Source organism: Dechloromonas denitrificans, from assembly GCF_020510685.1.
Classification (GTDB): Bacteria; Pseudomonadota; Gammaproteobacteria; order Burkholderiales; family Rhodocyclaceae; genus Azonexus; species Azonexus denitrificans_A.
On the sequence record NZ_CP075185.1, the window covers coordinates 4,109,928 to 4,134,138 of the forward strand.

General features: G+C 64.0%; 21 protein-coding genes. 7 read left to right on the forward strand and 14 right to left on the reverse strand.

From position 1 onward, the window contains the following. Positions 1 to 103: 103 nt before the first annotated feature. The 4 genes from KI611_RS19575 to KI611_RS19590 form a co-directional block, all read right to left on the reverse strand. Positions 104 to 2,107 (reverse strand): acyl CoA:acetate/3-ketoacid CoA transferase, encoded by a 2,004-nt coding sequence (locus tag KI611_RS19575; RefSeq protein ID WP_226417322.1) that lies wholly within the window; start codon positions 2,105 to 2,107, stop codon positions 104 to 106. 30 nt (positions 2,108 to 2,137) lie between these two features. Beyond that, positions 2,138 to 3,535, reverse strand: a complete 1,398-nt coding sequence (locus tag KI611_RS19580; RefSeq protein ID WP_226417323.1) for a GntP family permease — start codon at positions 3,533 to 3,535, stop codon at positions 2,138 to 2,140. 159 nt (positions 3,536 to 3,694) lie between these two features. Beyond that, positions 3,695 to 5,116: a sigma-54 interaction domain-containing protein gene (locus tag KI611_RS19585; protein WP_226417324.1), complete on the reverse strand. Its 1,422-nt coding sequence runs from the start codon at positions 5,114 to 5,116 to the stop codon at positions 3,695 to 3,697. Further along, positions 5,113 to 5,697, reverse strand: coding sequence for a CBS domain-containing protein (locus KI611_RS19590; protein WP_226417325.1), 585 nt, complete (start codon positions 5,695 to 5,697; stop codon positions 5,113 to 5,115). Before KI611_RS19590 ends, KI611_RS19585 begins: the two co-directional genes overlap by 4 nt. Positions 5,698 to 5,940: 243 nt before the next feature. On the opposite strand from KI611_RS19590, the gene KI611_RS19595 reads away from it, so the two are divergent. Together KI611_RS19595 and ppk2 are read left to right on the forward strand one after the other, a co-directional pair. Further along, positions 5,941 to 6,396 carry a SixA phosphatase family protein gene (locus KI611_RS19595; RefSeq protein WP_226417326.1) on the forward strand — a complete coding sequence of 152 codons (456 nt, stop codon included), beginning with the start codon at positions 5,941 to 5,943 and terminating at the stop codon, positions 6,394 to 6,396. A gap of 58 nt (positions 6,397 to 6,454) precedes the next feature. Next, on the forward strand, positions 6,455 to 7,561 hold the full coding sequence (ppk2, locus tag KI611_RS19600; RefSeq protein ID WP_226417327.1) for a polyphosphate kinase 2: 1,107 nt from the start codon (positions 6,455 to 6,457) through the stop codon (positions 7,559 to 7,561). 20 nt (positions 7,562 to 7,581) lie between these two features. Here ppk2 and KI611_RS19605 read toward each other — a convergent pair whose 3' ends face one another. The 8 genes from KI611_RS19605 to KI611_RS19640 form a co-directional block, all read right to left on the reverse strand. Further along, the gene (locus KI611_RS19605; protein WP_226417328.1) at positions 7,582 to 8,073 is read right to left on the reverse strand and encodes a thioesterase family protein; all 492 of its coding nucleotides are present in this window, start codon (positions 8,071 to 8,073) and stop codon (positions 7,582 to 7,584) included. A 91-nt stretch (positions 8,074 to 8,164) separates the two neighbouring features. After that, positions 8,165 to 8,761 carry a HupE/UreJ family protein gene (locus KI611_RS19610; RefSeq protein WP_226417329.1) on the reverse strand — a complete coding sequence of 199 codons (597 nt, stop codon included), beginning with the start codon at positions 8,759 to 8,761 and terminating at the stop codon, positions 8,165 to 8,167. Then, positions 8,758 to 9,354 carry a HupE/UreJ family protein gene (locus KI611_RS19615; protein WP_226417330.1) on the reverse strand — a complete coding sequence of 199 codons (597 nt, stop codon included), beginning with the start codon at positions 9,352 to 9,354 and terminating at the stop codon, positions 8,758 to 8,760. The genes KI611_RS19610 and KI611_RS19615 overlap by 4 nt, the downstream gene beginning before the upstream one ends. Before the next feature lie 8 nt (positions 9,355 to 9,362). Further along, a complete protein-coding gene (locus tag KI611_RS19620; protein WP_226417331.1) occupies positions 9,363 to 10,337 on the reverse strand; it encodes a HupE/UreJ family protein in 975 nt (324 codons plus the stop codon). Continuing rightward, complete coding sequence (locus tag KI611_RS19625) at positions 10,334 to 11,209, reverse strand: peptidyl-prolyl cis-trans isomerase (RefSeq protein ID WP_226417332.1); 876 nt, start codon at positions 11,207 to 11,209, stop codon at positions 10,334 to 10,336. The genes KI611_RS19620 and KI611_RS19625 overlap by 4 nt, the downstream gene beginning before the upstream one ends. A gap of 107 nt (positions 11,210 to 11,316) precedes the next feature. After that, positions 11,317 to 11,925, reverse strand: a complete 609-nt coding sequence (locus KI611_RS19630; protein WP_226417333.1) for a PEP-CTERM sorting domain-containing protein — start codon at positions 11,923 to 11,925, stop codon at positions 11,317 to 11,319. Between the two features lie 74 nt (positions 11,926 to 11,999). Then, entirely contained in the window at positions 12,000 to 14,198 is a 2,199-nt protein-coding gene (locus tag KI611_RS19635; protein WP_226417334.1) for a hypothetical protein, read from the reverse strand. 141 nt (positions 14,199 to 14,339) lie between these two features. Continuing rightward, entirely contained in the window at positions 14,340 to 14,801 is a 462-nt protein-coding gene (locus KI611_RS19640) for a copper chaperone PCu(A)C (RefSeq protein ID WP_226417335.1), read from the reverse strand. A 229-nt stretch (positions 14,802 to 15,030) separates the two neighbouring features. Between KI611_RS19640 and KI611_RS19645 the strand changes: the two genes are divergently transcribed. From KI611_RS19645 to KI611_RS19660, 4 genes are all read left to right on the forward strand, one after another. Beyond that, the gene (locus tag KI611_RS19645) at positions 15,031 to 15,654 is read left to right on the forward strand and encodes a putative 2OG-Fe(II) oxygenase (protein WP_226417336.1); all 624 of its coding nucleotides are present in this window, start codon (positions 15,031 to 15,033) and stop codon (positions 15,652 to 15,654) included. Next, positions 15,647 to 18,277 (forward strand): fused MFS/spermidine synthase, encoded by a 2,631-nt coding sequence (locus tag KI611_RS19650; protein ID WP_226417337.1) that lies wholly within the window; start codon positions 15,647 to 15,649, stop codon positions 18,275 to 18,277. Before KI611_RS19645 ends, KI611_RS19650 begins: the two co-directional genes overlap by 8 nt. A gap of 227 nt (positions 18,278 to 18,504) precedes the next feature. Beyond that, entirely contained in the window at positions 18,505 to 20,478 is a 1,974-nt protein-coding gene (locus KI611_RS19655) for a TonB-dependent receptor (protein WP_226417338.1), read from the forward strand. Between the two features lie 191 nt (positions 20,479 to 20,669). After that, positions 20,670 to 21,110 (forward strand): energy transducer TonB, encoded by a 441-nt coding sequence (locus tag KI611_RS19660; protein ID WP_226417339.1) that lies wholly within the window; start codon positions 20,670 to 20,672, stop codon positions 21,108 to 21,110. 39 nt (positions 21,111 to 21,149) lie between these two features. On the opposite strand, the gene KI611_RS19665 is transcribed toward KI611_RS19660, so the two are convergent. Next, the gene (locus KI611_RS19665) at positions 21,150 to 21,848 is read right to left on the reverse strand and encodes an FHA domain-containing protein (protein WP_226417340.1); all 699 of its coding nucleotides are present in this window, start codon (positions 21,846 to 21,848) and stop codon (positions 21,150 to 21,152) included. 17 nt (positions 21,849 to 21,865) lie between these two features. After that, positions 21,866 to 22,687 (reverse strand): PP2C family protein-serine/threonine phosphatase, encoded by an 822-nt coding sequence (locus KI611_RS19670; protein WP_226417341.1) that lies wholly within the window; start codon positions 22,685 to 22,687, stop codon positions 21,866 to 21,868. Positions 22,688 to 22,824: 137 nt separating this feature from the next. Here KI611_RS19670 and KI611_RS19675 point away from each other — a divergent pair, with 137 nt between their 5' ends. Beyond that, positions 22,825 to 24,204, forward strand: a complete 1,380-nt coding sequence (locus tag KI611_RS19675) for a serine/threonine-protein kinase (RefSeq protein ID WP_226417342.1) — start codon at positions 22,825 to 22,827, stop codon at positions 24,202 to 24,204. Positions 24,205 to 24,211: the final 7 nt, after the last annotated feature.

A 24,211-nucleotide genomic window follows, 5' to 3' on the forward strand; every position in this document is an offset into this window, starting at 1 on the left:
TGTGTCGACTGCGACCTGAAGGAAGCCGCCCCCGGTGGAGCGGCAATCGGCCAATGATAGCCTGCCCGCCGCCGCCCCCGGCCAACAAATGACGCTGTGGTGATCAGCCCTTGCGCAGATTGCCTTCCGCTTCGTCGGCATTCTCGTAGATCTGCGGCGCGATCTGTTGTTTTTCCAGCGCTTCGCCGAGCTTCATGCGCAGGAAAGTGCTGGCGGTGTAGCGCGTCACATTGTGATAGTGACGCTCCATGATGCCCTTGACGATACCGATGTAGTCATCGACCAGTTCCGGCACGATCGAGAAGCGGTCGTAATTGACGATGGCATTGACCTTGTGGCCGATCGGCGCCAAGGCGGCTTCGACCGCTTCGAGAATGCGCGTGATGTCGTTTTCGCTGCGTACCGAGAGGCCGGCGAAATCGACAAAAAACAGGTCCTGCGCGGCATCGTAAGAAAGGCGCTCGGCCAACGGACGCTCGAGCATCGCCGGACGGATGCCCATCGGCTGATCGACAAAGATGCGGGCATCCATCAGCTTGGGCGGCTCATGCATGATCGGCGTGAAGGCCATCCGCTCGAGAATGTCCGTTTGCAGATCGACGCCCGGCGCGACTTCGATCAATTCCAGCCCGTCGGCGGTCAGCTTGAAAACGCAGCGCTCGGTGATGTAGAGCACGGTCTTGCCCCACTTGGCGGCCTGCGAACCGCTGAAGGTGCGATGTTCGACTTCCTCGACGAACTTGGTCGCCTTGCCGTCCTCGATGATCTGCAGCTTGCCTTCGTTCACCGCGACTTCCAGATTGCCGGCGGTGAAGGTGCCGACGAAGACCACTTTCTTGGCATTCTGCGAAATGTTGATGAAGCCGCCGGCCCCGGCCAGGCGCGGGCCGAACTTGGAGACGTTGAGATTACCCTGGCGGTCGGCCTGGGCCAGGCCGAGGAAGGCGATGTCCAGCCCGCCGCCATCGTAGAAATCAAACTGGCTGGGCTGGTCGATGATCGCCTGGGCGTTGGTCGCCGCCCCGAAACTCAGGCCGCCGGCCGGCACGCCGCCGATCACGCCGGGTTCGGCGGTCAGGGTCAGCAGGTCGATCACCTGCTCTTCGGCTGCGACATTGGCGACGCCTTCCGGCATGCCGATGCCGAGATTGACCACGGCATTCGCCTGCAATTCGAGCGCCGCCCGGCGGGCGATGATCTTGCGCTCGCTCATCGGCATCGCGGCGATCGCCGACATCGGCACTTTGATCTCGCCGGCGAAAGCCGCGCTGTACGGTTCGCTGAAAGTCTGCATGTGGTATTCCGGCTTTTCGGCGACCACCACGCAGTCGACGAGAATGCCGGGAATCTTCACCTGACGCGGGTTCAACGTGCCGCGCTCGGCGATCCGCTCGACCTGGACGATGACGATGCCGCCCGAATTGCGCGCCGCCATGGCGATGGCCAGCGCTTCCAGCGTCAGCGCCTCCTTCTCCATGGTGATGTTGCCGTCCGGGTCGGCCGTCGTGCCGCGAATGATCCCGACATTGATCGGCAGCGCCTTGTAAAACAGGTATTCCTCGCCGTCGATTTCCATCAGCCGGACGACCTCCTTGGTCGTCATCTCGTTCAGCTTGCCGCCGCCGAAGCGCGGGTCGACGAAGGTGCCGAGGCCGACCCGGGTGATGGTGCCGGGCTTGCCCGCGGCGATGTCGCGGAACATGTGGGTGATCACCCCTTGCGGCAGGTTGTAGGCTTCGATGCGATTGGCCACCGCCAGTTGCTGCAGCTTGGGGACCAGCCCCCAGTGGCCGCCGATCACGCGGCCGACCAGGCCGTCATGGCCGAGGTGGTTGAGCCCGCGTTCCTTGCCGTCGCCCTGCCCGGCGGCATAGACCAGGGTCAGGTTGCGCGGGCTGCCGAGGCCATGCATGTCGGCCTGTTCGCCTTCGAGAAAGCGTTCTTCCAGGGCAATCGCGATGTTCTCGGCAAAGCCGATGCCGACGAAACCGCCAGTGGCGACGGTGTCGCCGTCCTTGATCAGGCGCACGGCATCGCGCGCCGTGACGACCTTGCCGGTATCGGAAGCACGCAGCGATGCCGCCATCGGGTGACGGGTAAGGGCCATTTTTGTCTCCTCTTTATATTTATTGGCGGATCAAACAATACCGGTCGCGTAATACACGCCGATCACCACGAACACCGCCACGGTCTTGATGATGGTGATGGCGAAAATGTCCTTGTACGACTGGCGATGGGTCAGGCCGGTGACGGCGAGCAGCGTGATGACGGCGCCATTGTGCGGCAGCGTGTCCATGCCGCCGGAAGCCATCGAGGCGACGCGGTGGAACACTTCGAGCGGAATGCCGGCCGCCTGGGCGTTGGCGATGAAGGTCTCGGCCATGGCCGCCAACGCGATGCCCATGCCGCCCGAGGCCGAGCCGGTGATGCCGGCCAGCGCGGTAACGGTGATCGCCTCATTGACCAGCGGGTTGGGAATCGCCGACAGGGCGTTGGCGACGACCAGGAAACCCGGCAGGGCGGCGATCACCGCCCCGAAACCGTATTCGGAAGCGGTATTCATGGTGGCCAGCAGGGCGCCGCCGATGGCCCCCTTGCTGCCTTCGGCAAACTTGCTGAAGACGTTTCTCCAGGCAAAGACGAAGACCGTGGCGATGCCGACCAGCAGCGCGCCTTCGACGGCCCAGATGGCGGCGACCGCCTTGGTCTGCTGGACGACCGGCGCCGCCTTGCCGATCACGGCGGGAATGAAGGAAACCTTCTCACCGTAGAGCAGCGGGATGGCGGTAGTGAACACCTTGTTCATCACGCCGACCATGATCAGCGGCAGGATGGCGATCAGCGGATGCGCCAGTTTTTCGTGTTCGAACGGCTCCGGCTCATTGCTGTGACCGTCGCCGTAACCTTCGCCGGCAGCCGCCGCCCGACGCCGGCACGATTCGAGGTAGGCCAGGCCGCAGATCAGGATGAAGGCGGCGCCGATAATGCCCAGCCACGGTGCGGCATAGATGTCGGTCTTGAAGAAGGTGGTCGGGATGATGTTCTGGATCTGCGGCGTGCCGGGCAGCGAATCCATCGTCACGGTGAAGGCGCCGAGGGCGATGGTGCCGGGGATCAGGCGCTTGGGAATGCCGCCCTGGCGGAACATTTCGGCGGCGAACGGATAGACCGCGAAGACCACGACGAACAGCGAGACGCCGCCGTAGGTCAGCAGGGCGCAGACGATGACGATGGAGAGCATGGCCCGTTCGCGGCCGATGAAGTTGATCACCGAAGCGACGATGGCCTTCGAAAAGCCGGAGAGCTCGATCACCTTGCCGAAGACGGCGCCAAGCAGGAAGACCGGGAAGAAGTTTTTGACGAAGCCGACCATCTTGTCCATGAACAGGCCGGTAAACATCGGGGCGACCAGATTGGGATCGACGAAGAGGACCGCCCCGAGGGCGGCAATCGGCGCGAAGAGGATGACGCTGTAGCCGCGATAGGCCACGAACATCAGAAAGGCCAGGGCGGCCAGTACGATGAGAAAGTCCACTGTTGTCTCCTTTATGAATTATTGCGGAACCGTCTCTCTCGCACGCCTTGTGCCAGAAACCCAAGCCGTTGAAAGTAATGGAAACCGGCCTTGGCCAAGCCGGCCGCCCCTCGCCATTGCGTCTGCCCGGGCGGACATGCTGTCCGGCCTGGCAGACACTCAGGCCGCCGTCAAGATTCCCAGCACGGCAATCTTCTCGTACAGCGCCGCCCGGGAAATGCCGAGCAGGCGGGCCGCCTGCGCCTTGTTGCCGTGCGCATGCCCGAGGGCGAGCCGGATCGCCTCGCGCTCGGCCTGCGCCACCGCCTCGGCCATGCCGCCGCCACTCGCCGCATCAGGCGCCGGAGGGACGTTGACGGCCGGCATCAAGCGATCGAGATCGACGGCATCGATCAGGTAGGCGTCCGACATCAACAGCGCCCGCTCCAGCACGTTCGACAGCTCGCGCACATTGCCCGGCCAGTCGTGCAGACGCAGCCGCTCGATGGCGGCCGGGGTGATGCCGTGCACCGGCATGCCCTGGTGCCGGCAGATGTGGTCCACCAGGTGCTCGGCGAGCAGCGGAAAATCCTCCGGCCGGTCGCGCAGCGACGGCGTCTTCAGGGTAATGACATTGAGCCGGTAATAGAGATCGGCGCGGAAGCTGCCGGCCGCCACCATCTGTTCGAGATTGCGGCTGGTCGCCGCGATCACCCGGACATCGACGGTCTCCAGCCGGTTCGAGCCGACGGCCTCGAACTCGTGCTCCTGCAAGGTGCGCAGCAACTTCGCCTGCAAGGCCAGCGACATGTCGCCGATCTCGTCAAGGAAGAGGGTGCCGCCATCGGCCAGCTTGAACTTGCCGACCCGCCCGCGGCGATCCGCCCCGGTATAGGCGCCGGCGGCGACACCGAAGAACTCGGCTTCGAGCAGGGTTTCCGGCACGGCGGCGATGTTCACCGCGACGAAACGCCCGCTGGCGCGCGGACTGGCGGCATGGATCGCCTGGGCCAGCAATTCCTTGCCGGTGCCGGTTTCGCCGAGGATCAGCACCGACGAAGTGGTGCGGGCCGCCCGCCGGGCCGCCAGCTTGAGCTCGCTACAGGCCGGCCCGATACCGACGAAACTGGAAAAGGTGTACTTGGTGCGCCGGGCTTCGGCCAGCTTGCGCTCGGCCTCGGCCAGATCGGCGCGCAGACGCTGGTGACGGGAAAACACCGGCGCCAGATGACGCGGGTCGTCGTAGAGCATGAAGCCGACGGCGCCGACCACCTGCCCCGCCGCATCGCGCAGCGGCAGCCGGGTGACGACGAAGGCCCCTTGGCCGAAATCCATGATGTCGAGCATGATCGGCCGCCCGCTTTCGATCACCTGACGCATCTGGCTGTTCGGAATGACTTCCTCGACCGGCCGGCCGATGCTCGCCAGCGGATCGGCGATGCCGAGATGGTGGGCATAACGGTCGGTCATCCAGACGACGTTGGCCGCGCCATCGACGATGATCGTCCCTTCGCAGACATCGGCGAAATGCGCGAGCAGCGATTGCTCCGCCAGCTCCCGCAAGTCTTCCCGCGCCGGACGGCCGTTCGGAACCGGGATCAATTGGCGAGCGCCGCTTCGATTTCGGCGAAAGTCTGAGGCAGATCGAAGCCGAGCACCGGCACGCCGAGCAACCGGCCGATCTGCGTCGCCGAGAAGACGCCGCGCAGCCGCGGCTGACCGCTGGCCGGGTCGATGTCCTCGACCATGATGTGCTGCCGCCCGAGGCTTTTCAGCGCCTCGAGGATATCGCTGACGCGGGCGTTCAGCACTTCGTTGAGATACAGCGTGTCGATGCTGGCCGCCGGCACCATCAGGTCGCGCACCGTCAGCTCATCACGCTTGCCGCCGCGCGACTGGGCCAGTTGCATCGGCCGCTCGCCGAGAAGGTCGCGCGCCGAAATCAGCCCGTCGATCTGCTCATCGCCGGCACTCACCAGCAGCAGCCGCACGCCGCGCGAAATCATCCGGGCGTTGGCCTCGGCCAGCGAGGCGCCGGCCGCGATGGTCACCGCATTGACCCGGGAAAAATCGGTCATCGCCTCGATCGCCGGCGAATCGGCGCCGATCAGGTTGAAACCGGCCGCGCACAGGCCGGCATTAGGGGAAAGTTTGTGCGTCCGCACCTTGGCTGCTAGCGTCATGATTGTCTCCATCCGTTCAGCGTTCGATAAATTCAGCCGAAAGCCGGAGGCCATATTTTTTTGAGTCGCCCACCGGCTTTGCGAGTATTCGGCGATTTCCGCCCCTTGGCAAGAGACCGCGGGAAAACCCTTAGAGCGGGCCGGACGCGAGCGGCCCTTGGCCGGCGCAGCGCAACCTATAATCCGGCAATGTTGCGGTAACAATCGGAGGTCACCATGCCGGCTTTTTCCGGAGACAGAGCGATGGATTTGTTGTTGTGGCGCCATGCCGAAGCCGAGGATGGCGAAGATGACCTGAAGCGGCGCCTGACCGAGCGCGGCCAGAAACAGGCGCGGATCATGGCGGCCTGGATCCATGCCCATCAGCCCAAGGATCTGCGCATCATCGCCAGCCCGGCGATCCGGACGCAACAGACCGCCGAGGCGCTCAAGCTGCCTTTCGAGACCCAGCGCAAGATCGGTCCCGAAGCCTGCGTCTCCGAACTGATCGCCGCGTCCGGCTGGCCCCAGGCCACCGGCTCGGTGTTGCTGATCGGTCACCAGCCTTCGCTCGGCCGCCTCGCAGCGCTGCTCCTGGCCGGCCACGAAACCGACTGGAGCATCAAGAAAGGCGCCCTGTGGTGGCTGACCAACCGCGTCCGCCGGGGCGAAACCCAGACCGTGCTGCGCGCCGTGATCCCGGTCGAACTGCTGGAGTAGACAAGGCTGCACCTTTGCCGTGAAATGAAACCTTCGCACCCGAGGATGGAGAGAAGGCATGGTTACCAGGAAAAAAACAACGACTACCCCGCCGGCCGCCGCCGCGAAAAAGCCGGCATCCCGTCAGCGCGCCGTCGCCCGCGGCGATATCGCCCCGACCTCGAGCGCCAGCGGCATTGAAGAATTTTCCGTGAATGGCGCAGTGGCCGGTGCCGAAGAGACGAAACTGGGCGCCATGCGCGACGTGATCGCCGGCATGCCGACCAAGGAGTCGGTGGCTTTACTGCGCGACCTGCTCAAACAGCAGGGTGTCGTCGCCGATCACCTGCCCGCCAGCCCGGATGAGGAGCTGGTCAAGGACTGGCGCGACGGCGGCTACCCGTACAAGAACCTGATGCAGCGCCGCAATTACGAGCGGCAGAAATACCGCCTGCAGGTCGAGCTGCTCAAGCTGCAGGCCTGGGTCAAGGAAACCGGCCAGAAGGTGGTGATCCTCTTCGAAGGCCGCGACGCGGCCGGCAAGGGCGGCACCATCAAGCGCTTCATGGAACACCTGAACCCGCGCGGCGCCCGCGTCGTCGCGCTGGAAAAACCAAGCGATATCGAACGCGGCCAATGGTACTTCCAGCGCTATGTCGAGCATCTGCCGACCAGCGGCGAAATCGTGCTGTTCGATCGTTCCTGGTACAACCGGGCCGGCGTCGAACGGGTCATGGGCTTCTGCTCGGAAGCCGAATACGCCGAATTCGTCCGCCAGGCGCCGGAATTCGAGCGCATGCTGGCGCGCAATGGTACCCACCTGATCAAGTTCTGGTTCTCGGTCAGCCAGGAAGAGCAACGCCGGCGTTTCGGCGAGCGCAAGGTCCATCCGCTCAAGCAGTGGAAGCTGTCGCCGATCGACATGGCCTCGCTCGACAAGTGGGACGACTACACCAAGGCCAAGGAAGCGATGTTCTTCCACACCGATACGGCCGATGCGCCGTGGACGGTGATCAAGTCGAACTGCAAGAAACGGGCGCGGCTCAATGCCATGCGCTACGTGCTGCACAAGCTGCCGTACACCAACAAGGACACCAACCGGATCGGCAACCTCGACCCATTGATCGTCGGCCGCGCCAACGTCGTCTACGAGCGTGGCGAGCAGCAGGGCCTGCCGATTCTCTAAGCGGCCCGCCCCGGCGGGATTCAGCTGATGACGTAGGAAGCGCTGCCGGTGGCGATCAGCAAGCCGGTTTCGTTTTCCAGCTTCATCTGCACCGAGGCGATACGGCCACCGAGGCGGGTAAGCCAGCCGGTGGCCGTGAATTTTTTGCCGATGCCCTGGCGCAGATAATCGGTGCGGAGGTCGATGGTGCCGAGGCGGCCGAAGCGCTGGGCGACCTGATCGGCCGTTTCGCTGTTGAATTTCTCGGCGATGGCGACGGTAACGGCAAAGCCGGCCACCGTATCGAGACAGGCGGCGATCACCCCGCCATGCAGACGGCCATGCAGATAATGGCCGATCAACTCCGGACGCATGGCAAAACTGAGCGCCGGCGCGGCCGGCTCGAAAGAAGCGACCTGCAGGCCAAGGACTTCGTTGAAACAGATGCGGTGCTCGAACATCTCGCGCAGCACCGCTTCCAGCCGGCTTTGCTCAGCGCTGGAACGACGATTGGGTAAGTGGGTATCAGGCATCCGCCGATTATCGTGAGCATCCGGGCGCCGGGTCAACGGCATTTGCCGCTCGCTCTCGGCAAACTCGAACCTTACGGCCCGGGCAGCCGCCTCAGGACACCGAAAGCCAGCCGATCATCAGCAGACCTGCGGCGGCGATCCAGCTGCCGGCGACGCGAACGACGATTTGCGGCCAGCCCTTGGGCAAGGCACAGACTTCGGCCGAGAGTATCGCCGTCACGCAGAATATGGCGCTGACCACGCCGCCCAGGGCCAGGCTGCTGGCCCCGGCGGGCGCCATGGTCGCGCCATTGACCAGGCCGTGCACCACGCCGGCACCGATCGCCAGCGCGGCAACGCCAAGCTGCCGCAGCTTGAAGTTGAGGGCGACCAAGGCGCCGGCCACACCGAAGGTCAGCGTGGTGAGCAAAGGCATCGCCGCCAGCGCCGGCCAACGCGCACCGATAAAACCGCCAACGAACCAGGCGATGGGCAGGGCGAACACGGCATAACGCGCCGCGACAATGCCCCGCTGACCGGCCAGCAAGGCCAAGGCGACGACGACCAGCAGGTCGGAGGGGGTTACCGCAACATGGGCGATGCCATCATAAAACTCGCCAAAGCCAGTCTCGACGAGGTGAGCATTGACCGGCAAGGCCACCGCGACCCCCGCCAGCGCTAAAACGATTCGGCCAACGACGCGCCTCATGCGACCGCCCTCCACAGGAAGAACAGCCCGGCCAGCGCGACGCCGCCGCCCGCTGCGCGCACGGCCTGACGCCCGGCTGACCAGCGATGCGCCAGGCCAAACATAATGCCGACCGCGTGCAGCAGACCGGTGGCCATGACGAAACCCAGGCTGTAGAGCTGTGCGCTGGTCCCGTCGGGCAACTCGCGACCATGCGCGTGACCATGGAAAATGGCGAAAAATGCGACGATGATGGTCGCCACCCAGAGCGGCGGACGCAGTTCGGCAAGTACCGCTGCTCCGAGCACGACGGCTGAAAGCGCGATGCCGATCTCGCCGCCGGGAAGCGGTACACCGAGCAGGCCCAACAGGCCGCCAAAGGCCATCACGACCGGGAAGGCAACCGGCAGGACCCAGATCGCCGGTGCTTCGAGCACGGCGCCCCAGAGTCCCACGGCAACCATCGCCAGCACGTGGTCGAGCCCGGAAACCGGGTGCAGCAGACCGGTAACAAAGCCGGCCGCCTGGCCCGTATCCTGATGCGCCAGCGCGCTCGCCGGGCCGAGCAACAGCAGCGCGACGAGCAGTGCTGAATGTTCTTGCCAATGCTTCATGCCGGATCTCATATAACACTCCGCAGCAACATGCCCACCCGCTGGATGGTCCAGAAGGCGCCCAGCGTCCCGACGACATAGCCGGGCAAGCGCTCCATCAGTTTCGGCCAGTGCATTTCGGTCAAGCGGAAGGCGCGCGCCAGCATCAGGATGCCAATGACGAAACCAAGCTGGCCGATTTCGACGCCGACGTTGAAGAGCAGCAAGGCCAGCGGAATTTCTTCGCTGGGCAGACCGAGCTGAGCCAACCCGCTGGCAAAGCCGAAGCCATGCAACAAGCCGAAAGCGAAGGCGACGACCCAGGGGTGCCGGATCGTGAAACTCGTCTCGCCGCGCCAGCAGCGCACGATCTCCGGACCCAGGAAGAGAATCGATAGTGCGATCGAGGCATTGAGCGGCAAGGGAGCAACGTGCGCAATGCCGAAGGTGGCCGCACCGAGGGTGATGCTGTGTGCCACGGTGAAAGCGCTGATGGTCTTCACCAGCATCCAGCGCCGGCCAACAATCAGCAGCAGCCCAAGGACGAACAACAGGTGATCGACGCCGAGCAGGATATGTTCGATACCGAGGTGCAGATAGGTCCAGGGACCGCCCCGTGCATCGTCGTCCGCCGCAGCGTAAAGGCGAAGATTCGGCTGGCTGCCGGAAACGGTGTAAGCCCGCGACTGGCCGTCCAGCCAGTAGAACTTGATCATCGCCGCCGAATAGCTCTTGCCGATGCCCTTGATGCTCATCTTGCCGCCCAGCGCGGCTTCGCTGCAGCGCACCAGATTGTTCTCGCGCTCCTCGCTGCAGCCTTCCGGCCAGACCGGCGTCATTTCCTCGCCGGCCGGGCGGTTGCCGCTCGCCGTCCATTGCCACTGGAACTCGGTGCGCGACAACTGGCGCAGTTCCATCTCGGCCATCGTCATTTCATGCGCGACTGCGGCGCTCGACGCGATGGCCAGCGTAATCAGGAAGAAAACCCGACGCCAGAGATTCATTTCGCCACCGGTTCAAGCTTGACGATGTACTTCCTGGCAAGCCCGCGCACGGCCGCCGTGCGCTGCTCAGCCATCGTGGCATCGGTCCAGTCCTGCATGACCACGTTACGCAGCGCTTCAAAGTTCGCCGGCCGGGGCTGGGAAATGGAGACCAGTTGGACGGCTCGCCAGCCATCGCGCGTCGGCAGCGCAACCCACTCGCGGGATGACGACTGCTCGAGCGCCTTGGCGAATTCGTCGCCATAGCTCTGAACGATATTCGAGCGGGGCCGCCCCTTGAAAACCCGCAGGCCAGCATTCAACTCGCCGGCCGTGCCCTTGCGCAGGGTTTCAACGAAAGCGCGCACGGCGGCTTCCGATCTGTCTCCGACCAGCACCGCCTCCTGCAAATCGAAGCGGGCCGGCTCATCGTACTTGGCGCGATGTTTCTCGAACCACTCGCGCAGCAGGTTGTCATCGAAAGGCGGCAATTTGACGTTGGAATCGACAACGCTCAAGGCCTTGAAGATCACCCGTTCACGGATGGCCGGATCACCCTTGTCCACGCCAAGCGCCAGACCTTCGCGGTAGAGGACCTCGTTGTCCAGCCAGACCTTGCGCAAGGCGTAAAGTTCTTCTTCGTTCGGCTCCCGGCCGCGCGCCGCCTTGAACACCTGAATGGCCTGCTCATCGACACTGGCATCGACACGGATCGTGTGCGGATCGTCCACCCGGCCATTGACGACGTGGTCTACTGCGAAGAGCAGCGCCCCGAGCAGGAGAAAATGCAGCAAGGGTTCGCGCAACCAACGCGTCAATCCATGCTGGCGGGCGGTGGGTGCATATTCTTCACGGGCGGATGTCGGCAAAGGCTTGCTCAAGGTGTGGTTCATCGGGTATCTCGGGGTCCGGCAAAAACGATGGTAATAAGTGACAATGAAAAGAGGACGCCGCGCACAATGACGCGGCGTCCGCAAACGCAAACGTCAGGGCATTACGCTCAGACGCTGGCTTTCTCGCGACGAACACGCCGCACGACCTGGGAAACCAGACCAAGACCAAGGGCCAGCATCAGCGCTTCGCTGGGTTCCGGCACGGCGGCGACGGTCACGTTATCGAAACCGGCAACGTAGGTGGCCTCGCCGAAGGCGATCGAATGGGCAACTCCGTTGAAGGCCAGGGAAGACTGGGTCCAGTTACAGAAAGCCGAGTTGGAACAACCGAGAGTAGCGTTGTTCGACAGGATGAAACTGCCGAGCAGCGTACCGGTGCCATTCAGGCCGGAATAAACGCCAACCGTCGCGGCTTCGCTCGAAGAGTAATAGAACGATGCGCTGGAGAAACCGGCAGCAAAATTAAGAGCGGCATCGGCCCCGACGGCAGACATCACGCCAGTGCCCGACGGCAGATTGGAAAAGTCGACCATATCGGCCTGCTGGAACGCCAGGGCGTCAAGACCAAAGTTAACACCCAGACCGCTGTAATAATCGCCAATCGAATCAAAGCTTGCCGGACCTTCGAAATCGAGCGTGATGCTGTTGTTGGCCGAAAAGGCCGGGGCGGCGACAAAAAGACCGGCAACCAGGGCCGAGATCAAATTCAACTTCATGTTGTTACTCCTAAATCAAGAGGTATTCCAATTGGGACGCCGTGCGGCGTCCCGGGAGTACTTGCGCAAATGCCTTACTTGACGCCGGCGACCACGGTCTTGCCAGTAACCTCGACGTAGATCGGGTTGCTGTAGAACCACAGGTCGGACCAGGCGGCCACGTCGTACGACACAGCCTTCTGGCCGGCGATGGGCGAGCCGGTCGTGGCCGTGACCAGGTGATCCGGGCAACCGTCGAACTGGTTGCCGGTGCTATGCACCGCGGTGCAGGGAATGCTCAGCTTGCTCCGGTCGCCGGCATTGGTGTAAAGGTCAGACAGCGGATTGCCGCTGGCATCGGTCTCGAAAGGCACGGCAGCCGGCAGGTTGGTGCCGCGCAGACGGATGTACTGCGAAGCCTGCACGGCCGGAATACGGAAGACCATCGACTTGTACTCGGGATGGCCCTGGACCGTTGCCCAGGCACCCTTGTCGAAAGTCTTCATGATCGCTGCCGAAAGATTCTTCGCCGCGGCCGGCACAGCCGACAAATCGGCCGTCGTGCCATCGGTTTTCAGCCAGTTGGTGTTACGCGGCCATTCACCCGAATAGTCGGCCGCACCGGGCGTCTTGTAACCCGTGACCAGGCCACGGATGACATCGACGTGATCGAGGACCGGCTTGTTCAGCGGCTGATCGATACCGATTTGCTTCAGCGAGGGGTTGCTGAAGGTGTAGGGCGAATAGTTGCTACCGTCCGGATCGCGAACGACGATGGCGACAACGATTTCGGCACCCGGACGGACCTTGAGCTTCTCGCCCATCGTCGCGCAGCCGGCCACGTCGATGTCGGTGTTGTCCAGCACTGCATCCTTGGCCAGCGTTTCAACCGCGGAGTTGGTACGGTTGCCAACGCCGGGGTAAGAGGCACAGGCAACGAAAGCCATGCGGTCGATCAACTGGCCGCTGGCCGAGTAGGCATTGCCGGTCCGCAGGCCATCGACAATGGTCTGCGGACGCAGCTTGTCGGCACCATGACGGACCATGACCGCCGTACGCTGGTATTCGCCCGGATAGAAGTCCTGGGTCGAGCGACGGTCGTCCGGACCAAAGCTGCCGCGGTTATGCCAGTCGGAGCTGGCGAAGAACCACCAGTTGCGACCTTCGCCGAGCAGCGCATCCCACACCCCGCCAACCTGGGCGCCGTAGACGCCGGTACCGCCGTAGGTCGTGCCGCCGACGGAGTCCACTTTGACGCCATCGAAGGTGTTGCGATTGACCTGATATTCGCCGCGATTCGCCGACGCGCCGTGGCCTGGCTGAGTCTCGAAGCCAAAGGCGGTCTTCGGAGCCGCGTTATTGAAATTGCGCAGGTGCTCAATGTTGAAACCATTGGAGCCATTCGGGTTGAACGGGCCGGCGCGCTCAAGGTGAGCCGGCACGTAATAGCTGGCGTTCGGATGGAATTCCTTCATCCATTTCAGCGCTTCAACCGTTTTCATGTGACCGGCGTTGCCGTTGTTGCCCGTCAGCTTCTGCGCGGTGGCATTCCAGTTGGCATCGCTGGCGTTGGCACTGCCGGTGACCGAGCAGTTCCAGTTGTTGCCGGCGCCACGGCTGGTGTCGGTATCGCCGCGGTCAAAGCAGTAAGACCACTGAGCCAGGGCGGTCGCGTTACCCACTGCCGAGGCGAAGGTCTGGCCGCCCGGCGTGGTGGGCATCGAGGCAAAATCCAGCGCATCCGGCATCTGGCCGGTGATTACCGACATCGAGGTGTGCTCGTGACCGGCAACGACCGATTCCATACCGATGAACAACGGCAGGTTCTTGACGGTGGCCAGGTACTCGATCAACGGATATTGAAACTCCTGGATGGATTGCCAACGCCACATATTGCCGCTGCTCGCCCCGTTGTTGCCCTTGATTGCGCCAGCGCCGATGCTGGCGGTCCAGGTGGTGGTCGGGCCGGTACCCGAGACAAACGGATAGGCATCGGTGCTCAGGGTGTCGTCTTCCACCAGCGTACAGTTGCGGTTGCCGGTGCCGCCGTGGCCGGCTTGGACAAACCAGTCCAGACCCCACGGCGTATCAACCTTGTCGGTCACTTTCTTGACCAGTTTCTGCATCGAGATCGAACCGTCAGAACAGGTCGTGTGGTTGTGGAAGTCGCCGGTTGCATAAGTACCGGCTGCCTTGGCGGCAAAGGCGACTTGCGGCGCCGCAATCATGGTGAGACCGCCAAGGACCGTGGCGACAGCCAGGACCAGCGGTTTCTTGCTAAATCTGCAGTTCATTGAACATGCTCCTATTATCTGTGTGCAGTTGTCGAGGTTCGTTTGCATCGTGGGCGGCATTCCCCCACGTTCATCTTATGAAAGCCAAATGACACCATGACGATAGGCAGCTAGGCCTTTCGGACTACCCGTCGGATTTTTTCACCCTCGGACAGGAGGTGCCTGGTCCATGTAATCGACATTCAACTCGGCATCCACCTTGCCGCTTTTCTCGAAAACAAGCGCGAGGGGGTAGGTCCGGGCAATCAGCAAGGGATGATTAAGATCCACCAGCCGAACGATCACGCCGGCCTCACCGAGGTTGATTTCCCGCCCCTTGGGGATGGGCAGATTCAGGCGGGATACAGCACCGTCGATAACCAGTTCCACACCATTCGCCACCGGCGTTTCGACTCCGATCAAACGGTCGGCTTCAATCACCTGGTCGATCTTCATGCACAGCAAGGCGGACGTAGCCCCCGGCGCCGAAGCCCGGGTCCATGGATGGGTAATGCGTAAGGTGGAGGTAAAAAACTCGCAGGCCCGCGCTGAAGGTACGGCAACAGAAGCGCACATCGCCAGACTGGCGCGGAGGAAGTCGCGCCGGTAATTCAAAATGCTCATTGGATTCACCCTTTATGATCCGACGCAGCCGGTTTAGCGGACCCGGCGAGTAGCGCCACAATTTGTCGATGCGAGGCAGTCTAAGGAGTCACCGTGAAAATTTTGTGACGACTCAATACACAATCAAGTTGCGCTTTGGCAGTCATCGGGATGTCACATCGCCGTGCATAAAATAAAGAATTCTTGGGGTCCGTCCCCCTCAGAACCCTTTTCCCAAGCCACCTTCGCCATGCACGAAATCATCGGAATTTTTCCCACGCCCATCATGCGGGTACCTGGCCTGCTCGGCCCTGAGCTGCTCGCCGGATTGATCAAACATTTCAGCACGGTGGCCGATCAGGAGAACAACTCTTCCACCAACCTGACCCACACGGCAATGCTGCAACCAGGCGACAGCCCGCTGCTGGTCGAGGCCGCCATGCTGATCTCCCCCCAGTTGAGCGAGTTCGGCGCCGTACTGTTCGGCGAGCGCCTGGGGTGGTCACTGAAGGAAATGTGGGTCAATGTCATGGACAATGGCGGCCGCCAGGCCATGCATAACCACGCCAACAGCTTCATCTCGGGCGTTGTGTACCTGACGCCGACCCACCCCGACTCGCGGACGGTGTTCATGAAGTCGCCGGGTGGCGTCGACTTTTCCTTCAAGAACGATCACGCCGGCATTGCCGTCGGCCCCTACAACGCCGAAAAATGGATCAGTCCCCAGCCGGACCCCGGCGATCTGGTGATGTTCCCGAGCTTTCTGATGCATGCCGTTCCCGCCAACCAGGGCGGCCGGCGCATGACCATGCCATTCAACGCGATTCCGACCCATCTCGATTCCTGGGGCTACAAGGTTTCGTTTAGTGGCTGAAGCCCAAGCTGCCCCGGCCGCCGCGCCAACCGCCGCGGCGCCCCTTGCGGCCGCCCAGCCGGGCAGCCGCCGAGGTCTGGCGCTCGTCCTCATGGTGGCGTCCGGCGGCGCCGCGCTCGGCTACCAGATCGTCTGGACACAGCAAAGTGCGCTATGGCTGGGCCACGAATCGGCGGCCGTGCTGGCCGTCGTCGCTGCTTTTTTCGGCGGCCTGGCCCTCGGCGCCTTGCTGCTTGGCCCGCGTATCGAGGGCAGTGCCCGGCCAGCGCGCTGGTATGCCGGCTGCGAAGCGGCCATCGGCCTGTGGAGCCTGGCGCTGGTCTTCCTGCTGGGGCCGATCAGCGGATCACTTCTCGATCTGATCGGCGCCCAACCATCGCCGGCCTGGCACTGGGCGGTGGCTTTCTTCGGCACCTTCCTGCTCCTGTTGCCGGCCACCGCACCGATGGGCGCGACGCTGCCAGCCATGGAGCGGGTCTTGGCCAGGATGGCCGGGCAAGGCACGCCGATCGCGGCGCTCTACGCCGGCAACACCTTGGGCGCGGTGCTCGGCGTACTCGGTGCTGCCTTCTGGCTAATCCCGGCCGTCGGCCTGATCATCACCGCGGGCTTTTGCGCCTTGCTCAATCTGCTTTGCGCCGTACTGGCGATGAAGCTTTTTGCCGAACCCGACTGCCGCGCCCCGGCAACCCAGACGGCGAAAGCAAGCGGGGCCTTGCTCTGGCTCGCCGCCACCGGCCTGCTCGGCATTGGCTACGAGGTACTGGTCGTCCGGGTGCTCAGCCAGGTCGCGGAAAATACCGTTTACACCTTCGCCATTCTGCTGGCGGTGTATCTGGTTGGCACGGCGCTTGGCGCCGCCGCCTATGACCGCTGGTTGCCGCGCTGCCAGGCAATCGGCATGGACCGCTTACGCGACCGCTTGCTGCGCGGGCTGGCAGCAGCCTGCCTGCTAGGCATCCTGAGCCTGGCCGCCGCCGAAACATTGAAGGCCGCTGCCCTGAACATTCTGGGCAACGGCATGGCGGCCGCCCTGGCCGCCGAAACCATGCTGGCGATTGCGGCCTTCCTGCTCCCGACCATCGCGATGGGCGCCCTCTTCAGCCATCTCGGCACCGCGGCAAGGGCTGCCGGCATCAGTTTTGCCCGCGCCCTTGGCGTCAATACGCTGGGCGCCGCCATCGCCCCCCCGCTGTTCGGCGTCCTGCTGCTGCCGCTTGGACCAAAATTCGTGCTCCTGCTCGTCGTTGCCGGCTATCTTGCCCTGTCGACTCGGCGCGCCTGGGCCGCGCCATCGCATTGGCCGACCGCCGGCGCAGCGCTGACCCTGGCCGTGCTGGCGCCTTCCCTGGCGATCATCGACATTCCCGAAGGCGGCCGACTGCTCAGTCATGTCGAGGGACCGCTGGCAACGGTGAGCATCGTCGAGGACGCCAACGGCGTCGATCGCCTGCACATCAACAACCGGCAACAGGAGGGCAGTAGCGCCACCCGGCTCGCCGATGCCCGCCAGGCCATACTGCCGCTGCTCCTTCACCCGGCGCCCCGGCGCGCCCTCTTTCTCGGACTGGGTACCGGCATCACCGCCTACTCGGCCACCGGCGACCCTCAGCTTGAGGTCGATGCGGTGGAACTGTTGCCCGAGGTCATCGACGCCTCGGCCCACTTCACCCGCATGATCGATGGCGATCCGGCCCGCCTGCACTTGATGACTGCGGACGCCCGGCGTTTCGTCCGCACCAGCCGCGCCAGCTACGACCTGATCGTCTCGGACAACTTCCATCCGGCGCGCAGCGGCTCCGGATCGCTTTATACCGTCGAACATTTCCGCGCCGTTCACGACCGGCTGGCGCCCGGGGGGCTGTTCTGCCAGTGGCTGCCCCTGCATCAACTCGACCTCGACACACTGCGCAGCATCGTTCGCGCCTTCCAGAGCGTTTATCCGAACAGCTGGGCGATACTGGCCACCAACAGCCTGGAAACCCCGGTTATCGGACTGGTCGCCCGCCAGGATGGCGCGCCGATCGATCTGACCGAGGTTCGCCAACGGCTGGCCGCTACGGCGACGTCGCTCAATCCACTGGCTTTCGGGATCAACGACGAGCTGGCGCTGCTCGGCAGCTTCATCGCCGGCCCGGGCAGCCTCACCCGCTTTGCCGGCAACGCCCCGCTCAATACCGACGACCATCCGGTCGTTGCCTATCGCGCCCCCCGCCTCACCTATGCGCCCGACTCGCTGCCCCGCGATCGGCTGATCGCCTTGCTGCACGAACTCGAGATCAGCCCCGACGAACTCCTCGCCGCGCCTCGCGAATCCGCCGAGACCACCCGCCTGGCGGCCTACTGGGCCGCCCGCAATCGCTTCATCGAAGCGGGTCGCAATGTCCAGCCGATGGCGGATGTGCGGCGCATGCTGGGGCAGGTGCGCGAACCGCTGCTTGCCATCCTGCGCACCAGCCCCGACTTCCGTCCCGCCTACGATCCGCTGCTGCGCATGGCCGGCGCCCTGAGTCGCGTCGATGTCGCCGCTGCCCGCGCCCTGCTGCATGATCTGCAGCAGGCCCAGCCGGCCCGCCCGGAAGCGGCACAGGCCTTGCACGAGCTGGGCGGAGCGACGAGATGAAGGAAATCACAGCCAAGTTGTCCGGTATGGCGGATGACGAACTAGTTGTTGGATTCAATCCGGTGGCGGTTGCACCAGATTGAATTGAAAATTCAGACGAACCAGGAGGGCCGGACAACCGGTTTTTTTTAACGATGCGATTAAGACGATTTTTTTTCATTTCATACACCGCGTCGCTCTGCCTCTGCGCCTGGGCGGACGAAGCCAAACTCCTGTCGCCAGTGGAGGTGCGCGCCAGCAGCGAGAATCTGCTGGGCGAGGCGGCGGCCGGCAGCGAAGGCGTGGTCTCCAGCCAGCGCCTGCAAGCCGTTCCGATACTGCGACCGGGCGAGGTGCTCGAAATGGTGCCCGGCCTGATCGTTACCCAGCACGCCGGGGACGGCAAGGCCAACCAGTATTTCCTGCGCGGCTTCAACCTCGACCACGGCACCGACTTCGCCACCTCCGTCGGCGGCATGCCGGTCAATATGCCCAGTCATGCCCATGGCCAAGGCTATACCGACCTGAATTTCCTGATCCCCGAACTCGTCGACCGGATGCGCTTCCGCAAGGGCCCCTATTACGCCGAAGAGGGCGACTTTTCGTCAGCCGGGACGGCCCATATCGACTATGTCCGCAAGCTCGACGGCACGCTGGGGCAGATTACTGTCGGCCAGCACGGCTATGCCCGCAGTCTGCTGGCCGGGTCGCCGACCATCGGCAACGGCAATCTGCTCTATGCCCTCGAGTGGTTCCACAACGACGGCCCCTGGGAAGTCCACGAGAATTACCGCAAGCTCAACGGCGTCCTGAGTTATAGCCAGGGCAGTCGCAACGATGGCTTCTCGGTGACCGGCATGGCCTATCGCGGCACCTGGACATCGACCGACCAAGTCGCGCAACGGGCGATCGACAGCGGCCTGGTCAATCGTTTCGGCAGCCTGGACCCGACGACGGGCGGTGAAACCTATCGCTACAGCATGTCTGGCGAATGGGCGACGCGCGGCCAGGACAGCCAGAGCAAGGCCAACGTCTGGTGGCTGAGGTCCGGCCTCGACCTGTGGTCCAACTTTCAGTATTGCCTGAATGACATCGCGGCTACCGGCAGTTGCGCCACGGGTGACCAGTTCAAGCAGTCGGAGCGCCGTCAAGCCGCCGGCTTCGCCGCATCCCACGCCATCTTCAGCCGCTGGGGCGGCCTCGATGTAGAAAATTCGTTCGGAATTCAGGGGCGACATGACCGTTTGAATCCGGTCGCCCTCTACGCCACCCAGTCAAGGAACGTCCTGAGTACCGTGCGGGAAGACGACATCAGCCAGACCAGCCTTGCCCTGTGGGCCCAGAACGAGATCCGCTGGCTGCCCTGGCTGCGTTCCATTGGCGGGCTGCGGGGCGACACGGCCAACTTCAAGGTCAACTCCAATCTGGCTGCCAATTCGGGCAAAGCCAGCGACCAGATGCTGACCCCGAAGTTTTCCCTGATTTTCGGGCCATGGCGCAACAGCGAGCTCTACCTCAGCTACGGTCATGGCTTTCACTCCAACGACGCTCGCGGCACCACCATCCAGGTCGACCCGGCCGATGGCGTGACACCGGCCGATCGGGTCAAGCCGCTGGTTCGCACCAAGGGCCACGAAGTCGGCATTCGCAGCGAGCCGCTGGCCGGCTGGCAGACGACGCTCTCCTTGTGGCAACTCGACGCCGCGTCCGAACTGCTGTTCGTCGGCGATGCCGGAACGACCGAGCCCTCCCGGCCGTCCCGCCGCCGGGGGCTGGAATGGACCAATCTCTACACACCGACCGCCTGGCTGGCCATCGATGCCGATTTTTCCTGGTCGCAGGCCCGCTTCCGTGATTTCGATGCGACCGGCGACCATATTCCCGGCGCCGTCACCACCACCGCCAATCTGGGCATGACCGTCGATGACATCGGCCCGTGGTACGGGGCGCTGCGCTTGCGCTACTTTGGTCCGCGCCCGCTGATCGAGAACAACTCGGTACGTTCCTCTGCTTCTACCCTGGCCAACCTGCGCCTGGGCTACAAGTTCGACCGGCAGACCAGGCTGGCTGTGGACGTCTATAACCTGTTTGACCGCAAGGTGAGCGACATCGAGTACTGGTACGACTCGCAGTTGCCCGGTGAAACAGCCCCCGCTTCCGACCGTCACGTGCACCCCACGGAGCCGCGCAGCCTGCGCCTGACCCTGTCCTACCTGTTTTGATGGCATCCACGCTACGCCTTGCCCTATGTGCCTCCGCCGCCCTTCACTTGGGGATGGCGGTGGCCGTGCACGCTCCGGAGCAAGCCGTCCGCACTTTGCCCGTCCTGACAGCCAGCTTGGGAACTGCGCCGAACCAGGCGGCTATGCCGGCGTCGCCTTCCCGTCCTGTCGTCCGGGAGCGGCAGCCAGACATGTCGGAGCAGAACAGCCGGCGAATGGCCAATGCCGCGCCACGCCTGACAAGCGCCGGGCCGTCGGCAGCGGCCTTGCCCACCAGTTCCGGGGCGGATGTTCCGGTCCTTGACGGCCCCTTGCCGGCAGGCGCCGTCGCCTCGGCGGCACCCGCCCCTCTGGAACTGCCCCGGTTTGACGCGGCCTACCTGGCCAATCAGCCACCGGCCTATCCGCCCTCGGCTCGCCGTCGGGGAAGCGAGGGCACGACGATTGTCGAAGCGCGGGTTGGACTAGCGGGAGAGGCGCGCGACGTCAAACTGGCGGTCAGCGCCGGCGATGAAGCCCTTGACCGGGCGGCCATGGAAGCGGTTCGAACCTGGCGCTTTGTGCCGGCACGTCGGGGCGATCAGTTGATCGAAGCTTCAGTCCGCATCCCGCTCGTCTTTCGGCTGAATTGACTTCGCCGGAGCCCCGCTGACGAACCGGGAAACCCGGCTTCAGACGCGTTCGGCAAGCCCGCCGAGACGGAAGTGCAGACGGTAACCGGCGACCTCGATCTGGTCGCCGTCACTCAAGGCGTAGGGCGCGCCATTGATCGCCCGTTGATTGACGCGGGGAAAGCGAGCCCCTTCGACGTGCGTCAGAAAATAACCCAGCGGTCGCCGGCTGATCACGGCGAGCTGCTCCCCGGGAATCCCGAAGGTGGTGACGACGCGATCCAGGCCGACACATTCACCGATCACATGGCGCCCCTGCCCGGCCAGCACCTTGACCCGCCCTTCCGGCCACAAGGCGCGGGCCGGGCGCAAGGCGGGGATGACGAAGGCCGGCGCATGGGCCGCTGGCTGGCCGGTCTGCGGCAGCGCCTTGATCAGCATCGTGCGTTCGAGATCGACCTCGGCCGACTTGCGCGTGTTCAGATAGCACAACCGGTGGGCACCGAGCTCGATGACGTCGCGGTGATGCAGGATCTGCCGCTGCAGCGGACAGCCATTGACCGAACTGCCGTTGCTGCTGCCCAGATCCTCGACGATGTGATCCTCGCCGAAGCAGACGATGCGGGCATGTTCGCGGCTGAGCAGCGCATCGTTGATGACGATGTCGTTGCCGCTGTCGCGCCCGATGCTGAGGGTGGTCTGGTCGATAAAATACTGGTTCAGCAGGTTGCCGTTCAGACTCAATACCAGTTTGGCCAAGATCGTTTCTCCGCAGTCTAGGAAGCCAGCCAGCCGAACAGGCGGGCGAGCCAGCCGGGCCGGGCGACCGCCGGCTGGCCATCGAGCACACGGACCAGCGCCAGCGAAATATTGTCGTAGCCGCCATTGTCGTTGGCCAGCTGGACCAGGTGGCTGGCGGCCAGCGGCAGGTTGGTCTGCAGCGAATCGACAATCAGCTCGATATCGTCTTCTTCAACCAGATCGCTCAGGCCGTCGGTGCACAACAGGAAAATATCGCCGCTGCTCACCCGCTCTTCCTGCAGATGCACCGAGACGCTCGGGCCGATGCCGAGGGCCTGGGTCACCAGATGGCGGTTGTGCGACTCACGGGCATCCTCGATGGCGATCACGCCGAGTTCGACCTGATCGTGGAGCAGCGAATCGTCACGCGTCAGCAGTTGCAGCCGGCCGTCGCGCAGGCGGTAGATGCGCGAGTCGCCGACGTGCAGCAAGGCCATGCTGCGGCCGTGCAAAAGGACCATGGCCAGCGTCGTACCCATCCCGGCACAGCCGGTCTGCTGGCGGGCGGCGGTGTAAACGGCCCGGTTCGCCTCGGCGATGATCTGCTCGGCGAACTGCAGCGGCATCGGTTGCCGTGCTCCGGCGCGAAACTGGCTGATCTTGGCCGGCAAGCGCTCCATCAGGATGTCGAGGGCCATGCGGCTGGCCACCTCGCCGGCACGGTGGCCGCCCATCCCGTCGGCAATCACGGCAATGCCATGCTCGCCATCGACGGCGACGGCATCCTCGTTGAGCGTACGGACCCGACCGGTATCGGACAGGCAGGCAAGTTCAAGACGATGATGGAGGCGATTCAAGCTGTTCGACCGGAAAGCCGGCGGGAGAAGGGAAGTGGCGCAAAATATAGCACATCGTGAGCGCCTTTCTTGACAGCTACGACCCAACAACCCAATATCCGGCATTGTCCTTGCATGCCCCGCCCGCCTCTATCCCGATGTCACTTGCGCAACTAGGTCGCTTCAAAATCACCGGAACGCTCGGACGGGGTGCCATGGGCACCGTCTACCGGGCGCACGATCCGCTGATCGATCGCACGGTGGCGATCAAGACGGTGGCCTGCAACGGCCTGTCGCGCGAGGAGGCCGAGGCTTTCGAACAGCGTTTCTACCTCGAAGCGAAGTCGGCCGGCCGACTCAATCATCCGAACATCGTGACCATCCACGACGTCGGGCGGAGCGACGACCTGGCCTACATCGCCATGGAGTTTCTCAACGGCCAGACGCTGCGCGACATACTCGATTCGGGCCTGACCATGCCAGCCGAGCGCTGCGCCGAAATCGCCGCCGAGGTCGCCGACGGACTGGCTTTCGCCCATGCCAACGAGGTCGTGCATCGCGACATCAAGCCGGCCAACATCATGGTTCTCGACAACGGCGCGGTGAAGATCGCCGACTTCGGCGTGGCACTGATCCCGAGCGGTTCGCTGACCGTCTCCGGGACGGCCTTCGGTTCGCCGAAATACATGTCGCCGGAACAGGTCACCGGGCAAAAGGCCGACGGCCGCTCGGATGTGTTCTCGCTCGGCGTCGTGCTCTACGAAATGCTGGCCGGGCGGCCACCGTTCGCCGGCGACAATGTGAACGCGATCCTCTATCAGGTACTCAACAGCGCCCCGCCGCTGCCCTCCAGCTACCACCCGAATCTGCCGCAGGGTTTCGACCGCATCGTCGCACGCGCTCTGGCCAAGGACCCGGACAAGCGTTTCCAGAGTGCGGCCGAGATGGCCAGCGCGCTGCGCAAGTATCGTCGCCTCGCCAAAATGGCCCAGAAGAAGCCGGCCGCCGCTACCTCGACCCGCCCGGCACAGCCCGGCGATGCGACCGTACCGCTGAAAACCTTGAAAGCCGGGAAGACCACCCGGTCAGCCTGGCCGCAACGCGTCCTGCGCTTCGGCCTGCCGCTGCTCGGGCTGGCCGTGCTGGCCGGCTGGCTGCTCCGCCAGCCGACGGAACAGCCGCAACTGGCCGCCGCCATAGCGGAGAACACGACGCAACAAACCCCGGACAAGGCACCGTCGACGCCGCCCCCGGCCAGCGCACCAGCAGCCCTTACCGCCACGGCGCCGCTCGAAGCCGTCCCGCCGGTCGCCACCGCCCCGGTTGAAGCCAACGGGCGCATCCGGCTGGCAATCGCCCCGTGGGGCGAAGTCTATGTCGACGGCAAAATGGCCGGCGTCACGCCGCCACTAACCGAACTGCTGCTGCCGCCGGGCAAGCACCGCATCGAAATCCGCAATGCCGACTTCGCGCCGCATCGCCGAAATATCGATCTGGCCGCCGACGCCAACCTTCGCATCAAACACAAATTCGAATGAAGCCATT